Source organism: Prosthecodimorpha hirschii (assembly GCF_001305515.1).
GTDB lineage: Bacteria > Pseudomonadota > Alphaproteobacteria > Rhizobiales > Ancalomicrobiaceae > Prosthecodimorpha > Prosthecodimorpha hirschii.
Genome location: NZ_LJYW01000001.1, coordinates 5,765,067 through 5,781,733, shown reverse-complemented (window position 1 = coordinate 5,781,733; position 16,667 = coordinate 5,765,067). Strand labels below are relative to the sequence as shown.

Genomic DNA, 16,667 nt, shown 5'->3' with positions numbered 1-16,667 from the left:
CGGCGGGCATGCGATGCCGAATGGTACGCCGTGCCGGCCCGTCGGGCCGCTGGCATCGCGGGCGGGGTGCGGATAGAACGGTCGGCGCCCTTGATGCCAAGCCGAACCGGAGAAGACGGACGTGCAACCGACCCGCGACCACCTCGACTGGCCCTTTTTCGCCCAAGGCCATCGCGACATCGTCGCGGCACTCGACAAGTGGATCACGGCCGGCGGCCTGAAGGGCATCGACCATTCCGACACCGACCTCGCCTGCCTGAACATCGTCAAGCGGCTCGGCGAAGTCGGCATGCTGCGCGCCTGCGTGCCGGCCGCCTATGGCGGATTGACCGACACGATCGATTCGCGCCTCGTCTGCCTGACCCGCGAAACGCTGGCCTATTGGGACGGGCTCGCCGATTTCGCCTTCGCCATGCAGGGTCTCGGCACCGGCGCGATCAGCCTCTCCGCCTCCGACGAGATCAAGGCGGCCATCCTGCCGCGCATCGCGCGCGGCGAATCGATCGCCGCCTTCGCGTTGACCGAACCGGAGGCGGGCTCCGACGTGGCCGCGATCGCCTCGACCGCGCGGCTCGACGGCGACAGCTATGTGCTCGACGGCGAGAAGACCTGGATTTCCAACGGCGGCATCGCCGACATCTACACCGTCTTCGTGCGCACCGGCGAGGCGCCCGGCACGCGCGGCCTGTCCTGCTTCCTGGTCCTGCCGAGCGATCCGGGCTTCGTCGTCGCCGAGCGCCTGCAGACGATCGCGCCGCATCCGCTCGCCCGGCTGCGCTTCGAGAATTGCCGCATCCCGGCCAGCCGCCTGATCGGCAAGCCCGGCGAGGGCTTCAAGCTCGCCATGCGCACGCTCGACATCTTCCGCGCCTCCGTCGCCGCCGCCGCGCTCGGTTTCGCCCGGCGCGCGCTCGACGAGGCCGTCGCCCATGCCCGCGCCCGCAAGATGTTCGGCCAGTCGCTCGCCGATTTCCAGCTGACCCAGGCCAAGCTCGGCGACATGGCCGCGCAGATCGATGCCGCCGCGCTGCTGACCTACCGGGCGGCCTGGATGCGCGATGTCCAGGGCAAGCCGACCACCCGCGCCGCCGCCATGGCCAAGATGACCGCGACGGAATCCGCCCAATGGGTGATCGACCAGGCCGTGCAGATGTTCGGCGGGCGCGGCGTGCGGACCGGCGAGATCGTCGAGAGCCTCTATCGCGAGATCCGCGCGCTGCGCATCTACGAAGGCGCCACCGAAGTGCAGAAGCTGATCATCGCGCGCGAACTCCTGAAGGACGCCGAGGCCGAATCCCGGCTGGCGGAAGCGGCGCCGGTGACCGACGCGGTGCACTGACGGCTTGGCCATGGCCGCCGTGCCGCGCCATTGTCGATAAAAAACAATCCGCTCGGACCAATCCGGGCGGCTGCGGTCTGCGTAATCCGGACGTGCCTTCTCCAATGGGACCCGTCCACCGCTCATGCCGACCTCCGAAGCCCCTGCCCTCGTCTGGTTCCGGGACGATCTGCGCGTCGCCGACAACCCGGCGCTGACCCGGGCTGCGGCGAGCGGCCGGCCGATGGTCGCGCTCTATGTGCTCGACGAGGTCTCGCCCGGCATCCGCGCGCCCGGCGGTGCCCGGCGCTGGTGGCTGCATCAGAGCCTGACGGCGCTCGCCGCCGATCTGGCGCGTCTCGGCATCGCGCTGGTTCTCAGGCGCGGGGCGGCCGGCGCCATCGTCCCGGCGCTGGCGACCGCGCTCGGCGCCGGTCTCGTCACCTGGAACCGCCGATACCGGGCGGCCGAAATCGAGGTCGATCGGGCCGTCAAGGCGGAGCTCGCCGCCAAGGGCCACGCGCCGGAGAGCTTCCAGGCGCATCTGCTCCACGAGCCCTGGTCGGTCCGCAGCAAGGTCGACGAACCGTTCCGGGTCTTCACACCGTTCTGGCGCAGCGCCTGCGCGGGTGCCGAACCCCGCGCGCCCCTGCCCGCCCCCGCACGGGTGCGCGGGCTCCAAACGGTGCCCGCGTCAGACCGGCTTGAGGATTGGGCGCTCACGCCGACGCGGCCCGACTGGTCGGGCGGGATCGCCGCGGCCTGGACGCCGGGCGAAGCCGGCGCGGCGGCGCGGCTGAAAACCTTCCTCGACGACGAATTCGCCGGCTATGCCGAGCGCCGCGACCGGCCGGATCTGCCGTCGACCTCGCGCCTGTCACCGCATCTCGCCTTCGGGGAGATCTCGCCCTTCCAGATCCGGCGGGCGGCCTGCCATGCGGTCGAGAGCGGCCGGTCGGCGGCGAGCCGGCGCGACCTGGACAAGTTCCTGGCCGAACTCGGCTGGCGCGAATTCTCCTATCACCTGCTCGGCCAGTTCCCGGACATGGAACGGCGGAACATCCAGCCGCGCTTCGACGCCTTCCCGTGGCAGCCGGACCCGGAACTCCTCGCCGCCTGGCAGCGCGGGCGGACCGGCATCCCGATGGTCGATGCCGGCATGCGCCAGCTCTGGCAAACGGGGTGGATGCACAACCGGGTGCGCATGATCTGCGGCTCCTTCCTGGTCAAGCACCTGCTGCAGGACTGGCGTGCCGGCGAAGCCTGGTTCCACGACACGCTGGTCGATGCCGACGCGGCCAGCAATCCGGCCAGCTGGCAGTGGGTCGCCGGGTCGGGTGCCGATGCCGCGCCCTATTTCCGCGTCTTCAACCCGGTCCTGCAGGGCGAGAAGTTCGATCCCGACGGCGCCTATGTGCGCCGCTTCGTGCCCGAACTCGCCGGCCTGCCCTCCGCCTACCTGCACGCCCCCTGGACGGCGCCCGCCGCCCTGCTCGCCGCCGCCGGGATCCGCCTCGGCTCGACCTATCCGCGACCTGTGGTCGACGTGGCGGCCGGCCGGGACCGGGCGCTCGCCGCCTTCGACCAGCTTAAGTCCAGCCAGACCGCCGCCTGATCCGCCCGCCATTCGTCCTGCCTGCCGTCCATAGGGAAATTTCATGCGTATTGCCGTGATCGGAACCGGAATTTCGGGCAATGCCGCCGCCTGGGCGCTGTCAGCGGATCACGAGCTCGTCGTCTACGAGAAGGAGCCACGCCTCGGCGGCCATGCCCATACGGTCGATATCGACTATCTGGGCCGTCCGATCGCGGTCGATACCGGCTTCATCGTCTATAACGAGCTCAACTATCCGAACATGACCGCCCTGTTCGCGCATCTCGGCGTGCGCACGCAGGCGAGCGACATGAGCTTCGCGGTCTCGGTCGACGGCGGGCGGCGGGAATGGAAGGGCGGCGAACCGCTGCTGTCCGGTCTCTTCGCCATGAAGCGGCAGATCTTCTCGCCCGCGCATCTCTGGATGCTGCGCGAGATCATGCGCTTCAACAAGCTCGCCCTCGCCGACCGCCATGCCGGCCGGCTGACCGACAGGACGCTCGGCACGTGGCTGTCCGAGCGCGGCTTTCGCGGCCGCTTCGTGTCCGACTACATCGTGCCGATGGGCGCCGCGATCTGGTCGACGCCGCTCGACCGGATGCTGCAGTTCCCGGCGCAATCCTTCGTCTCCTTCTTCGCCAACCATCGCCTCGTCCATATGGACCGGCCTGTCTGGCGCACGGTGTCGGGCGGCAGCCGGACCTATGTCGAGGTGCTGACCGCGCCGTTCCGCAACCGCATCCGCACCGGCACCGGCGTGCACCGGGTCGAGCGGCGCGACGGCGCCCATTGGGTCACCGACAGCACCGGCACGACGGAGCGCTTCGACCGGGTGATCATCGCCGCCCATACCGACGAGACGCTGGCCATGCTGGCCGATGCCACGCCGGCCGAACGCGAAATCCTCGGTGCGATCCGGTACCGGCCGAACGAGGCGGTGCTGCATCGCGACCCGAGCCTGATGCCGAAGCGGCGCAGCGCCTGGGCGTCCTGGAACGTGCTGACCTATCCGTCCCAGCCGGAAACGCAGGCGGATGTCTGCGTGACCTACTGGATGAACGCCCTGCAGGGCCTCCCCGACAGCGCGCCGCTCTTCGTCACCCTCAATCCGCCGCGCGAGCCCGATCCAAACCTCGTTTTCCGCCGCTTCACCTACGACCATCCGCAATACGACCAAGCGGCGATCGCCGCGCAGAAGCGGCTCGGCGAGATCCAGGGCCGCCACGGCACCTGGTTCTGCGGCGCCTGGGCGGGCTACGGCTTCCATGAGGACGGGCTGGTGTCCGGTCTCGCCGCGGCCGAGGCCCTCGGCGGGACCGTGCCCTGGCGGGTCGCGGCGGCTGCGCCCCTGGACCGGGCCGCATGAGCCTCGGCACCGCCACGACGGTCGCCGGCAACGGTCCGCCGCCGGACGCCGCCCTGTCGCTCTGCGACGGCGCCGTGATGCATGCGCGGTTCCGGCCGAAGCCGCACCGCTTCCATTACCGGATCGTCTCGCTGCTGATCGACATCGACCGGCTCGACGAAGCCGGCCGGGCCTCGCCCCTGTTCTCGGTCGACCGGTTCAACCTCTACGCCTTCCGGCGCGCCGACCACGGTCCGGCCGACGGCTCCGACCTGCGCGCCTGGGTCGAGCGGGAACTCGCCCGCGCCGGTCTCGCCGAGCCGCCGGCACGCATCCTGCTGCATTGCGGGCCGCGGGTGCTCGGCTTCGGCTTCGATCCGATCTCGGTCTGGTTCTGCTACGACGCCGGCGGCACCCTGACCGCGCTCGTCTACCAGGTCCGCAACACCTTCGGCGACCGGCACAGCTATGTGGCGCCGGTGGCGCCCGGCGAGGCCGGACCGGACGGCATCCGGCAGGAGCGGGCCAAGCTGTTCCATGTCTCGCCGTTCATGGATCTGGCGATGCGCTACCGCTTCCGTATCCTGCCGCCGGGCCGCGGCCTGCGCATCCGCATCCTGGAGGTCGACCGCGACGGACCGATGCTCGCCGCGAGCCACGTCGCGCGATTGCAGCCCTTGACGTCGGCAGGCATCGCGCGATCATTCCTGCGGGTCCCTTGGGTGTCGCTGAAGGTCGTCGGAGCGATCCACTACGAGGCGCTGCGGCTCTGGCTGAAGGGCATGCCCTTCTTCGGCCGGCCGGAACCGCCCCACCCCGTCAGCCATCGCGACGGCGTCGCCCTCCGCAAGACCCAGGGCAACGAAGAGACGGGCGCGGCGCCGATCGCCGGTCCAGCCGGATCGTGACCGCGCCCCCGCTGGACGGGGGGCTGGGAGCCGAACATGACCGAGACCATCCGCGAGATGCGCGATATCGACGCCGCCAATTTCGATCGCGAGACCGTCGGCCTGCCGCGCCTGGCGCGCAACGGGCTGCGCGCCGCACTGCATATCGAGTTCGGCTGTCTGTCGGTGCTGACGCCCGAGGGCCTGGCCCTGCGCTTTCGGGGCCGGCAACCCGGCCCGGACGCAACCGTCGCGTTCAACAATTGGAACGTCATCGCCCGGGCACTGCGCTCCGGCGACCTCGGCATCCACGAGAGCTACGTGCTCGGCGACTGGTCGAGCCCCGACGTGACCGCGTTTCTCGAACTGTTCTGCGTGAACCACCAGATCCTGGACGAGAAGCTGACCGCCAGCCCGCTCGTCCGGCTCTATCTGAAGTTCCAGCACTGGCTGAACAACAACACCCGGGCCGGCTCGCGGCGCAACATCGCCGCCCATTACGATCTCGGCAACCGCTTCTACGAGTTGTGGCTCGATCCTTCGATGACCTATTCGTCCGCGGTGTTCGACGAGCACACGACCGACCTGACCGCCGCACAGACCGAGAAGTACCGTTCGCTGGCCCGCCTCGCCCGGATCGAGCCCGGTCAGAGCGTGCTGGAGATCGGGTGCGGCTGGGGCGGGTTCGCCGAGTTCGCCGCCCGCGAGATCGGCTGCAAGGTGACCGGCCTGACCATCAGCCGCGAGCAGTTCGATTTCGCCTCGCAGCGGATCCAGCAGGCCGGGCTCGGCGACAAGGTCGAGATCCGGCTGCAGGACTACCGCGACGTCGACGGGCGCTTCGATCGGATCGCCTCGATCGAAATGTTCGAGGCGGTCGGCGAGCGCTTCTGGCCGACCTATTTCGACCGCCTGCGGCAGACCCTGAAGCCCGGCGGGGTCGCCGGCCTGCAGGTGATCACCATTCAGGACCGCTTCTTCGAGAGCTACCGTCGCAATCCCGACTTCATCCAGAAATACATTTTCCCGGGCGGCATGCTGCCGACGCCGGAGATCATGACTGAGCTCGGTCGCAAGGTCGGTCTCGTGTTGACATCCGAGAAGGCTTTCGGGCAGGACTACGCACGAACCCTCGCCGAATGGCGTCGGCGCTTCTGGGACGCATGGCCCCGGATCGTGCCGCTCGGCTTCGATGAGAGGTTCAAACGCTTGTGGGAATACTATTTCCACTATTGTGAAGCGGGCTTCCGCTCCGGCAACATAGACGTGCGCCAACTCGTCTATACGAGAAGCGCCTGAGGTCACCCCGCCTGATGACACGATCCACGTCCGTTCCGGGGCAGTCTCCGGCCCAAAGCCGAGAGTTGAGCCTCGCGCGCCTGATAGCCTTCGCGCTCCCGGCCCTGCCGGTGGCGGCCTTCCAGCTCCCCTTCGTCATCATCGTCCCGAACTTCTATGCCGAGACCCTCGGTCTCAGCCTGGCGACGGTCGGCATCCTCAATTTCGCCGTCCGGGCGATCGATGCGATCCTCGATCCGTTCATCGGCTATGGCGCGGACCACATCCGGCCGCGCTGGGGCCGCCGCCGGACATGGTTCGCGGTCGCCGCGGTGCCGATGACCCTCGGCGCGCTGATGGTCTTCAATCCGTTCCCGGCGATCGACGTTTCGAACACCTGGTTCTGGGCGGGCTGGTTCTTCCTGTGGAGCGCGATGCTCTCGGTCGGCTACACCGCGCTGTCGCTCTCGCACCAGTCCTGGGCGGCGGAGCTGTCGCCGTCCTATTACGGCCGCAACCGCATGTTCGCGGCCCGCGAGGTGATGATCGTCGTCGGGACGCTGATCGCGACCGGGTTGCCCTTCGTGCTGTCGAAACTCGGCTATCACGGCGACCGGCCGGTTCTGGTCGCCCTGTCGATCCTGGTCGGGGTGGCGACGCCGCTGTTCGTCTTCCTGACCGTGACGACGGTGCCGGAGCCGCGCGAGGCGACCAACCATCCGCTGAACTTCATCGGCGGACTGAAGGGCATGGCCGCCAACAAGCCGTTCCGGCGGCTGCTCGGCGCCTTCGCCCTGTCCTACATGGCCAACGGCATGGCCGCGGCCTTGCTGATCTATTTCGTGCGCGACTATGTCCGCGGCGACGAACAGACCCAGCGCTTGTTTCTGCTGCTCTACTTCCTGTTCGGCGTGCTTTCGACCCCGCTCTGGCTGTGGGTCGCGCGGCGCACCTCCAAGCACCGCGCCTGGTGCATCGCCATGATGGTCGCCTGCGCGGTGATCGTCTTCTCGCCCTTCGTCGGCCATCACCAGATCGGCGATGCCAGCATCTGGGCCTTCGGCATCATCGTATCGATCGCCGGCTCGGCGGTCGGCGCGGACCTGATGCTGCCGCCGTCGATGCAGGCCGACGTGATCGACGTCGATACGGCGCGCTCCGGCGAGCAGCATACCGGCTTCTATTTCGCCATCTGGGCGCTGGCGACCAAGCTGGCGCTGGCCGTCGCGCTGGGGCTCAGTCTGGTGGTGCTCGGCTATTTCGCCGGGTTCAAGGTCGATCGGCACGACCGCATCGATACCCAGACCCAGTTGCATCAGATCCAGACCGTCGGCGCGCCCGAGGCACCCACCACCCTGCCGCGCGTTCCCGCGGACCCGAACGCCACGCCGGCGCAGAATCACAAGGTCGCCCGCAAGGCGGCGCCGATCGAACAGACGCCCTTCGCCCTCTGGACGCTGGCCATCCTGTACGCCTGGGTGCCGGTGGCGCTGAAAATGCTGTCGGTGCTGCTGATCTGGAACTTCCCGATCGGCGCCAACGAGCAGGCCCGCCTGCGCGAGGAGATCGAAGCGCATATGCGGGAGCGGCAGTCGGGCACGACCGGCTGAGACCGGCCCACGTTTGTGTCTGTCGGACAAAATGCGGCCCGCCTCGGCGGGCCGTTTCGCGTCCGGGCATCGCCGATCTGGGCATCGCTGGTCTGGGCATCGCCGGTCTGGGGATCCCTGACGGACGGCCGCGGCTATCCGCGGGTCAAGCGGCGCACCAGCGGGAAATAGACGCCGTAGGGCAGCATCCGGCCGAATTTCAGCCACCAGGTGAAGCGGCGCGGAAAGGTGATCTCGAAGGCGTCGCGTTCGAGCCCGTCGGCGATCCGGCGCGCGGCGGTCGCGGCCGGGACGATGAACGGCATCGGGAAGGCATTGCGGTCGGTCGCCTCGGTCTCGACGAAGCCCGGCGAGACCAGTTGGACGCGGATGCCGATCGGATCGAGATCGAATTTCAGGCTCTCGGCCAGATTGATCAGCGCCGCCTTGGTCGCCCCGTAGGCGGCGGAGGTCGGCAGGCCCGCATAGCCGGCCACCGAGGACACGATGGCGAGCCGCCCGGCCCCGCGCGCCCGCATGGCTTCGATGGCCGGCAGGACGGTGTTGACGGTGCCTTGCAGATTGACGGCGATCGTTCGGGCATAGGCGTCCGGGTCGGGACGGTCGACGCTGACCGGGAGGTAGATGCCGGCATTGGCGACGACCAGCCCGATCGGGCCATGGGCCGCCTCGACGGCCGGGAACAACGCGCGCATCGCGGCCGCATCGGTCACGTCGGCCGCAGCCGCGCGGATCACGCCCGGCAGGGCTTCGGCCTCGGCCGAAAGGGATTGGAGGAGATCGAGGCGGCGCGCGGTCGCCACCACGGCGCGACCGCGCCCGGCCAGTTCGAGCGCAAGCGCGCGGCCGATGCCCGAACTGGCGCCGGTGATCAGGGCGACGCCCTCCGGCCGGTCATGCGCAGCCATGGTCATGCGTTCCCTTCCCGGATGACGCCCGCCGGCCCGACCGGATGATGGAGCCGGATCCATCCGTCGCCCGACGCGGGCGCCGACGCCGGACGGACCGCCGGCAGAGGCGGTCAGCGCATGAAGGGCGCGAAGAAGCGTCCGATCGGGCCGGTCAGGCGCAGCGGCGCGTCGGTGACGGCGAAGCACAGGCAGTCGGTGCCCGGCTCCGCGATCGGCCGGTGGTCGACCTCGTCGTCGGCGATCGCGATCTCGCCGCGCCCGTAGCGGCCCTCGCCGTCCGAGAAGGCGCCGTCGAGCACCAGGGTCAGTTCCAGACCCTCATGGGTGTGCGCCGGGATCGGCTTGCCGCCCCGGATCCAGTACAGGGTGGCTTCGCAGCCGTCGGTCTCGCCGAGACGGCATTCGCGCACGCCCGGCAGCAGCGTCCGCCAGCGCAGATCGGGCAGGTCCCGACCGAGGAAGCGGGCTAGCGCATCGGGCAGGCGCGGATCGTGCCGCGACGGCGGCGCGCGCGGCGGCTCGTCGGCCGTCAGGGCGAAGATGCGGGCGAGACGCTCGTCGCGATGCCGGATCGGGATCGGCTCGATGGTCTCGAGCTCGGCCCCGGCCATCGCCTCGAGCTGACGCACGAACGGGCGGTTGCGCTCGCTGATCTCCAGGTGCGACGCCACGAGCACGCGTGCAGGCTCCGGAAGGCCGCCGGCAACATAGCCGGCCAGCAAAGTATCGAGGGCATCCGTGCTGGTCATACCGCGGTATCCGATCCGTCCGATGAAGTCCTGGCCGTTCAACCAGACTACGCATCCGGCGCCGATCGGATCACAGCGATCGATCGAATTCCGCACCGGATCGCAACGATCCTCAAACTCGGCAACAATCAAAGCCGAGTTCGCAGCCGCACACTAGATGGCGGGATGGAAACGAACCGGCACCATTGCTGACCGGCCCGGTGGGTCATTTCCATCCGGAGCCTTCCGGCGCAACCGGGTGCCTTGATAATGAAGTTCGGCGCGACAATAAAGTCGGCAGAGCCGGTCCGTCCGGCGTCCGGCGCGGCGCGCCCACCATCGAGGCCTCCCTTGAGCAAGATCGACCCCATGACGAAAGGCCTTCTCGGCGCGATCGGCAACACGCCGCTGATCCGCCTCGAACGGGTCTCCGCCCTGACCGGTTGCACCATCCTCGGCAAGGCCGAGTTCATGAATCCCGGTCAGTCGGTCAAGGATCGCGCCGCGCTGTTCATCATCGAGGACGCGATGGCGCGGGGCGCGCTGGCACCGGGCGGCGTGATCGTCGAGGGCACCGCCGGCAATACCGGCATCGGCCTGTCCCTGGTCGGCAATGCGCTCGGGTTCCGGACCGTGATCGTCATTCCGGAGACGCAGAGCCAGGAAAAGAAGGACATGCTTCGGCTGTGCGGGGCGCAGCTGATCGAGGTCCCGGCCGTTCCCTACAAGAACCCGAACAACTACGTGAAGGTGTCCGGCCGCCTCGCCGAGCAGTTGGCCCGCAGCGAGCCGAACGGCGCGATCTGGGCGAACCAGTTCGACAACACCGCCAATCGCGACGGCCATGCCCGCACGACCGCGCGCGAAATCTGGCAGCAGACCGGCGGCCGGATCGACGGCTTCGTCGCCGCCGTCGGCACCGGGGGTACGCTCGCCGGCACCGCGGCCGGCCTGCGCGAGGCCTCGCAGACCGTGAAGATCGCGCTCGCCGACCCGCACGGCGCCGCGCTCTACGACTACTACACTGCGGGCGTCTTGAAGGCCGACGGCTCGTCGATCACCGAGGGCATCGGCCAGGGACGCATCACCGCCAACCTGGACGGATTCCGGCCCGACTTCGCCTATCGCATTTCGGACGAGGAGGCCTTGCCGATCGTGTTCGACCTGCTCGAACATGAGGGCCTGTGCCTCGGCGGATCGTCCGGCATCAACGTCGCCGGCGCGGTGCGGCTGGCCCGCGAACTGGGGCCCGGCCATACGATCGTGACGATCCTGTGCGACTACGGCACGCGCTACCAGTCCAAGCTGTTCAACCCGGACTTCCTGCGCTCGAAGGCCCTGCCGGTCCCGGCCTGGCTGGAACGGACCGTTGCGATCGATGTCCCGTTCGAGCCTGTCTGAGCCGCAATCTCCCGCTGCCGGACCGCGCTGCGCTGGCCCGGCGCGGACCGCCCCCGCCCGTTGACCACCGCCCCGTTGACCATCGCCCGTTGATCCGACCTGACGCCGCCGGAGCGAAACCGTCATGTTCGACCGTATCGAGCGCATCCTGCTGCTGATCCTGACCCTGGCGGTCCTCGGCTTCGTCGGCGAGCCCTATGTGGCCCGCCTGCTCTATTCCTCCGGCGCGCCCCGGTCGGTGACGCCGCCGGCGGGTCTCGGCGCCGGCGAGACCGCCGTCATCGAGCTCTTCCGCCAGACCTCCCCGTCGGTGGTTCACGTCTTCGCGGAGGCTTCGGCGCGCTTCAACCGGCAACAGGGCGGTCAATCCTCCGGGACCGGCTTCGTCTGGGATGCGGCCGGCCATGTCGTGACCAACAATCATGTCGTCGCCAATGCCGGCCGGATCCGCGTCCGGATGGCGACCGGCGAGATCGTCGACGCGGAGGTGGTCGGCCTCGCGCCCGACAACGACCTGGCCGTCCTGGCGCTCGGGCGGATCAACAAGCCGGCGCCACCGATCGCGATCGGCAGTTCGGCCCAACTGGCGGTCGGCCAGAGCGTCTATGCGATCGGCAATCCCTTCGGCCTCGAACAGACGCTGACCACCGGCATCGTCAGCGCCGTGCAGCGTCAGCTGCCGACCGACGGCGGCGGCGAACTGGCCGATGTCATCCAGACCGACGCGGCCATCAATCCCGGCAATTCCGGCGGCCCGCTGCTCGATTCCTCGGGCCGGCTGATCGGCGTCAACACCGCCATCTTCTCACCGTCGGGGGCCTCGGCCGGGATCGGCTTCGCGATTCCCGTCGACACGGTCAACCGGGTCGTGCCGCAGCTGATCGCCAACGGCCGGGTCCCGACGCCGGGCATCGGCATCGTGGTCGGCGACGAGGCGGTCGCCGCCCGGCTCGGCATCGACGGCCTGGTGGTCGTCCGCACCCAGCCCGGTTCGCCCGCCGAGCGCGCCGGCCTGCGCGGCATCGACGAGGCGACCGGATCGCTCGGCGACATCATCGTCGGCGCCGAGGGCAAGGCCGTCACGCGCCTTGCCGAACTGAAGAAAATCATGGCCGCGGTCGGCATCGGCGGACAGATGACCCTCGTCGTCGAACGCAATGGCCGCACATTCGAAGTGAAGCTGCTCATTCGAGATGTCGGCGCCGGCCGCGGGTAGATTTGTCGCCGCCAGCGCAACCATATGTTTTGCGACCCTTGCGGGTGCCGCTGCTGTTCAACCGCCTTCGCGGAACTGCCTATACGAATTTCGAATGCGACCGCAGACTCCATAGCATCTCGCCTGCCACGGCCGGACGGGATCATCATTTGATATTTCTGTCCAAAGCGATTTTACGCAACGTTAATCACATTTTTCTTAGAGTTAAGCCTCGCACCAAGACGCTTCTCATCGTCGGCGTGACACGAACATAGGACGGCGACGATCCGAACCCAGTCGACGTGAGCCAGGGATAGGCCTTTTCAGGTCGGGCCTTGCGCGTCCCGCGGTCTCCGAAGGGACTGCCAGCCCGGCGCTCGGGGCACCCCGATCGACGCCAAGGGCTGGACCTGCACAGCCGACGTATCACCGCCCAAGTCTGAAACGCCCCAAAATCAAAAGACGGCAAACGAGGTCGCCATGAATAACTTGCGCATATCCATGAAGATCGCACTGACCTTTGCGGTCTTGATCGTGGTCTCGGTCGCCGCAAACATTTATATCTTTATGAATGAGCGAACCGTCGAAAAGGCCGTTGACTGGAACCAGCATACCTATGCTGTCCTGCAGCAGGCAGATGCCGTCGGGGCGGCGATTGTCGACCAGGAGACCGGCTTCCGGGGCTTTCTGATCACCAACAATCCCGGCAATCTCGATCCGTACAAGGCCGGGATCGCCAGCTTCAAGACGGCCTTCGACAAGATCAAGGCGCTGACCTCGGACAATCCCGCGCAGCAGCGCCGGCTCGACGAAGTGATGGCGGCCGCGGAGACCTGGCGCCGGGACGTGGCGGAAAAGGGCATCCAGTGGATGGCCAGCGAAGCGACGCGGGAACAGGCGCGCGAACTGGAGCGCAGCGGTGCCGGCAAGCGCTCGATGGACGGCATTCGCGTTCTGCTGAAGGACATCAAGGCCGGTGAAGAAGCGCTGCTCGCGGCGCGCTCTAAGACGCTCGACGATTCGCTTGGCGAAATCGGCCTGGCGATCGTGGTCAGCGGCATCCTGATGGCCGTCGTCGCCGTCCTCGGCATCATGATGTTGGCGAGCATCATCGCCAAGCCGATCACGATCATCACCCAGCGCATGCACGCCATCGCCGACGGAAATCTTGCGACGGAAGTTCCCTATCAGGATCGCAAGGATGAAGTCGGCATGATCGCGGGCACCTTGCAGAGTTTCCGCGACAGCCTCGTGGCCGCCGAGAAGGCGCGCCGCGATCAGGCCGCGCGCGAAGCCGCGGACCGGACCCTCACCGAGCGCCGCGCCCGACTGGCCGAGAATTTCGTCGACCGGATGCAGTCTCTCGCCAACAGCTTCACCCAGTCGTCGGGCCAGGTTTCGGACGCCGCCAAGAACCTTTCGGCGACGGCGGAAGAGACCTCGCGCCAGGCGCAGTCGGTCGCCGCCGCCGCCGAAGAGGCGTCCGCCAACGTGCAGACGGTCGCCGCGTCGACCGAAGAACTCTCCGCCTCGATCCGGGAGATCGCCGGCCAGGTCACCCGGTCGAGCGAGGTCGCCAATGTCGCCGCCTCGGAAGCCGGACATACCGAAAACGACGTGAAGGCGCTGGCCGAGGCGGCCGCGAAGATCGGCGAGGTCGTCGACCTGATCAACAACATCGCCGGCCAGACCAACCTGCTCGCCCTCAACGCCACGATCGAAGCGGCGCGCGCCGGCGAAGCCGGCCGCGGCTTCGCGGTGGTGGCGTCGGAGGTCAAGCAGCTTGCCTCCCAGACCGCCAAGGCAACCGAAGAGATCGGCTCCAAGATCAACGAGATCCAGCAGGCCACCAACCGGACGGTCGGCTCGATCAACCGGATCGTCGGAACCATCTCGCAGATTCAGAGCATCTCCTCGATGATCGCGACGGCGATCGAGGAACAGGGTGCCGCCACCGGCGAAATCTCCTCCAACACGCAACAGGCCGCCCGTGGCACCGAGGACGTGACCAACAACATCACCGGCGTCGGCCGCGCCGCCGAAATGACCGGCGCCGCCTCGACCCAGTTGATGGGCCTTTCCGGCAGTCTGTCGGTCCAGGCGAAGGACCTGCAGAAGGAAGTGAGCCAGTTCGTCGATCAGCTCAAGGCCGCCTGACGCCTGCCGAACCGAGCCGCCATGCGCGACCCCGGGCTCCACAGCCCGGGGTCGTTTGCTTTCGATCGAAACCGAGCCGGGGACACGGCCAATCCGGCGCGGCGGGGCGACCGGGCCGTCCGCCGCCTCACCGAGAGGAAGCCGTGCAAGCCGCATCAGCGACGATCACATCGCTACGTCTTCCGGTCGAAATTCCGTTGCGAATGCATATTCGAATACGAATACAATATAACCGAGTCTCGTTCATAACATCGGATTTTCGCCTTCCACTCCGAGAAGACTACTTATTGCAATCAGTACATCGAATATTTAACAATTATTAACCATAGAATCCTCAAAATGGGCGCGACGTTCAAACCAGTCGGGGGATCCGATGTCTTTCAAAGATCTGACGCTCGCCACCAAGATCACCGCGCTATTGATGTTGCTGGCTTTGACTTCTATGGGCGGCATTCTGTATGCAGCCCATTCGATGAGGTCGATCGACGAGAGCTACTCGCGTCTTCTGACAGCCGAATCCAATGCGACCGTCTATGTTGCCCGCGCCAATCGGAACATTTCGGATCTGATCGCGTCGCTCTACGGCAATGCTGCCGCCACGACTGACGCGATGAACCAGCAGATGGCGGGGAACCGCCGCAAGGCGTTCGAGCTGTTCGAAGACAATCTCGGCAAGGCGCGCACGTCGCTCCCCTCGAAGGCGGCCGATCTCGACGCGCTGTCCAGCGGGATTCGCGCGGTCATGAACGGCGTCTGCGGTGATGTCGCGCGGATGTCGCAATCCACCGACCCGACGGAGAACCAGAAGGCCTTGGGCAAGATGGTTTCCGATTGCGAACCGCAGATGCGGGACGTGCAGGGGCGGCTGGTCAAGTTCAACGATGTCCTGATCGCCGCCGTCGACAAGATCAGCGACGACAACTCGGCCATGACCAGCTCGGTCTCGATGATGACGCTGCTGGGCATGGTCCTGGCCACCGTCCTCGTGGTCGGCCTTGCCATCATGATCGTGCGCGCCAGCGTGTCCACGCCGATCGCCCGCCTGCTGCAGACCATGACGACGATCGGCAAGGGCGATTATTCCGTGACGATCGAGAACACCGAGCGTCGCGACGAGGTCGGGCAGCTGGCCCGCGGCCTGGATGCCTTCAAGGCGGCCCTCGCCGAGGCCGAACGGCAACGCCGGGCGCAGGAGGCTGCCGCCGCAGCCGAGCAGGAGCGCATCCGCAAGCGCGGCACGCTCGCCGAACAGTTCGTCGCCCGCATGGAGGCGATCGCGACCGCCTTTGCCAAGTCCTCGGGTGAGGTTTCCGACGCCGCCCGCAATCTCTCGGCGACCGCCGAGGAGACCAGCCGTCAGGCCCAGGCCGTGTCCGGCGCCGCCGAGGAGGCCTCCACCAACGTCCAGACCGTGGCCGCCTCGACCGAGGAAATGTCGACCTCGATCCGCGAGATCGCCGGCCAGGTCGCCAAGTCCAACTCCGTCGCCAAGGTGGCCGCCGACGAGGCCGCCCGCACGGAGATGGATGTGAAGGCCCTGTCGCAGGCCGCCGACAAGATCGGCGAGGTCGTCGATCTGATCAACAACATCGCCGGCCAGACCAACCTCCTCGCCCTCAACGCCACCATCGAGGCGGCGCGGGCCGGCGAGGCCGGCCGCGGCTTCGCGGTGGTCGCCTCCGAGGTCAAGCAATTGGCGGCCCAGACCGCCAAGGCGACCGAGGAGATCGGCGGCAAGATCGGCGAAATCCAGCTCGCCACCAACCGCACCGTCGGCGCGATCGAGAAGATCGTCGGCACGGTCGCGGACATCCAGGCCATCTCGTCGGCCATCGCCTCGGCGATCGAGCAGCAGAGCGCCGCGACCGGCGAGATCTCGTCCAACACCCAGCTCGCTGCCCGCGGCACCGAGCAGGTGACCGAGAACATCACCGGCGTCGGCCGCGCCGCCGAGATGACCGGCGCCGCCTCCAACCAGCTGATGGGCCTCTCCGGCACCCTGTCGGGCCAGGCCAAGGACCTGCAGAAGGAGGTCAATCTCTTCGTCGAGCAGCTCAAGGCCGCCTGACCCCGCCGTCCCTGCCCTATCCGAACGGCCCCCGGCTCGTCACCGCGGGGCCGTTTCGCATTCGCACGCCCCCCGCGGCCGCCGCGACGCCCGCCCCGCGCGGACCTTCCCCGTCAGGTCCGGCATCGCCCGACAATCGGCTTGTCGCCCAGCGCCCCGGCGGGCATCGGACAGG

General features: G+C 68.0%; 12 protein-coding genes. 10 read left to right on the top strand and 2 right to left on the bottom strand.

What is annotated here, in order from left to right; genetic code table 11:
• Window positions 1-121 precede the first annotated feature (121 nt).
• The 6 genes from ABB55_RS25335 to ABB55_RS25310 all read left to right on the top strand — a co-directional run bounded on the left by ABB55_RS25335 (window position 122) and on the right by ABB55_RS25310 (window position 8,032).
• Window positions 122-1,339: an acyl-CoA dehydrogenase family protein gene (locus ABB55_RS25335; RefSeq protein ID WP_054361309.1), complete on the top strand. Its 1,218-nt coding sequence runs from the start codon at window positions 122-124 to the stop codon at window positions 1,337-1,339.
• 124 nt (window positions 1,340-1,463) lie between these two features.
• The gene (locus tag ABB55_RS25330) at window positions 1,464-2,933 is read left to right on the top strand and encodes a cryptochrome/photolyase family protein (RefSeq protein WP_054361308.1); all 1,470 of its coding nucleotides are present in this window, start codon (window positions 1,464-1,466) and stop codon (window positions 2,931-2,933) included.
• A gap of 43 nt (window positions 2,934-2,976) precedes the next feature.
• Window positions 2,977-4,278 (top strand): NAD(P)/FAD-dependent oxidoreductase, encoded by a 1,302-nt coding sequence (locus ABB55_RS25325; protein ID WP_054361307.1) that lies wholly within the window; start codon window positions 2,977-2,979, stop codon window positions 4,276-4,278.
• A complete protein-coding gene (locus ABB55_RS25320; RefSeq protein WP_054361306.1) occupies window positions 4,275-5,165 on the top strand; it encodes a DUF1365 domain-containing protein in 891 nt (296 codons plus the stop codon). Before ABB55_RS25325 ends, ABB55_RS25320 begins: the two co-directional genes overlap by 4 nt.
• A gap of 36 nt (window positions 5,166-5,201) precedes the next feature.
• A complete protein-coding gene (locus ABB55_RS25315) occupies window positions 5,202-6,443 on the top strand; it encodes an SAM-dependent methyltransferase (RefSeq protein WP_054361305.1) in 1,242 nt (413 codons plus the stop codon).
• A 65-nt stretch (window positions 6,444-6,508) separates the two neighbouring features.
• The gene (locus ABB55_RS25310) at window positions 6,509-8,032 is read left to right on the top strand and encodes an MFS transporter (protein ID WP_054361304.1); all 1,524 of its coding nucleotides are present in this window, start codon (window positions 6,509-6,511) and stop codon (window positions 8,030-8,032) included.
• A 134-nt stretch (window positions 8,033-8,166) separates the two neighbouring features.
• Here the strand turns inward: ABB55_RS25310 and ABB55_RS25305 are convergent, their stop codons facing one another.
• Together ABB55_RS25305 and ABB55_RS25300 are read right to left on the bottom strand one after the other, a co-directional pair.
• Window positions 8,167-8,946 carry an SDR family NAD(P)-dependent oxidoreductase gene (locus tag ABB55_RS25305; RefSeq protein ID WP_338053658.1) on the bottom strand — a complete coding sequence of 260 codons (780 nt, stop codon included), beginning with the start codon at window positions 8,944-8,946 and terminating at the stop codon, window positions 8,167-8,169.
• A 107-nt stretch (window positions 8,947-9,053) separates the two neighbouring features.
• Window positions 9,054-9,692, bottom strand: a complete 639-nt coding sequence (locus ABB55_RS25300) for a ChrR family anti-sigma-E factor (RefSeq protein ID WP_054362292.1) — start codon at window positions 9,690-9,692, stop codon at window positions 9,054-9,056.
• 348 nt (window positions 9,693-10,040) lie between these two features.
• Here ABB55_RS25300 and ABB55_RS25295 point away from each other — a divergent pair, with 348 nt between their 5' ends.
• From ABB55_RS25295 to ABB55_RS25280, 4 genes are all read left to right on the top strand, one after another.
• Window positions 10,041-11,072 carry a cysteine synthase A gene (locus ABB55_RS25295; RefSeq protein ID WP_054362291.1) on the top strand — a complete coding sequence of 344 codons (1,032 nt, stop codon included), beginning with the start codon at window positions 10,041-10,043 and terminating at the stop codon, window positions 11,070-11,072.
• Between the two features lie 124 nt (window positions 11,073-11,196).
• Window positions 11,197-12,288, top strand: a complete 1,092-nt coding sequence (locus tag ABB55_RS25290; RefSeq protein WP_054361303.1) for a S1C family serine protease — start codon at window positions 11,197-11,199, stop codon at window positions 12,286-12,288.
• Window positions 12,289-12,747: 459 nt separating this feature from the next.
• On the top strand, window positions 12,748-14,424 hold the full coding sequence (locus ABB55_RS25285) for a methyl-accepting chemotaxis protein (RefSeq protein ID WP_083463936.1): 1,677 nt from the start codon (window positions 12,748-12,750) through the stop codon (window positions 14,422-14,424).
• Between the two features lie 373 nt (window positions 14,425-14,797).
• Window positions 14,798-16,492: a methyl-accepting chemotaxis protein gene (locus tag ABB55_RS25280; protein WP_083463935.1), complete on the top strand. Its 1,695-nt coding sequence runs from the start codon at window positions 14,798-14,800 to the stop codon at window positions 16,490-16,492.
• Window positions 16,493-16,667: the final 175 nt, after the last annotated feature.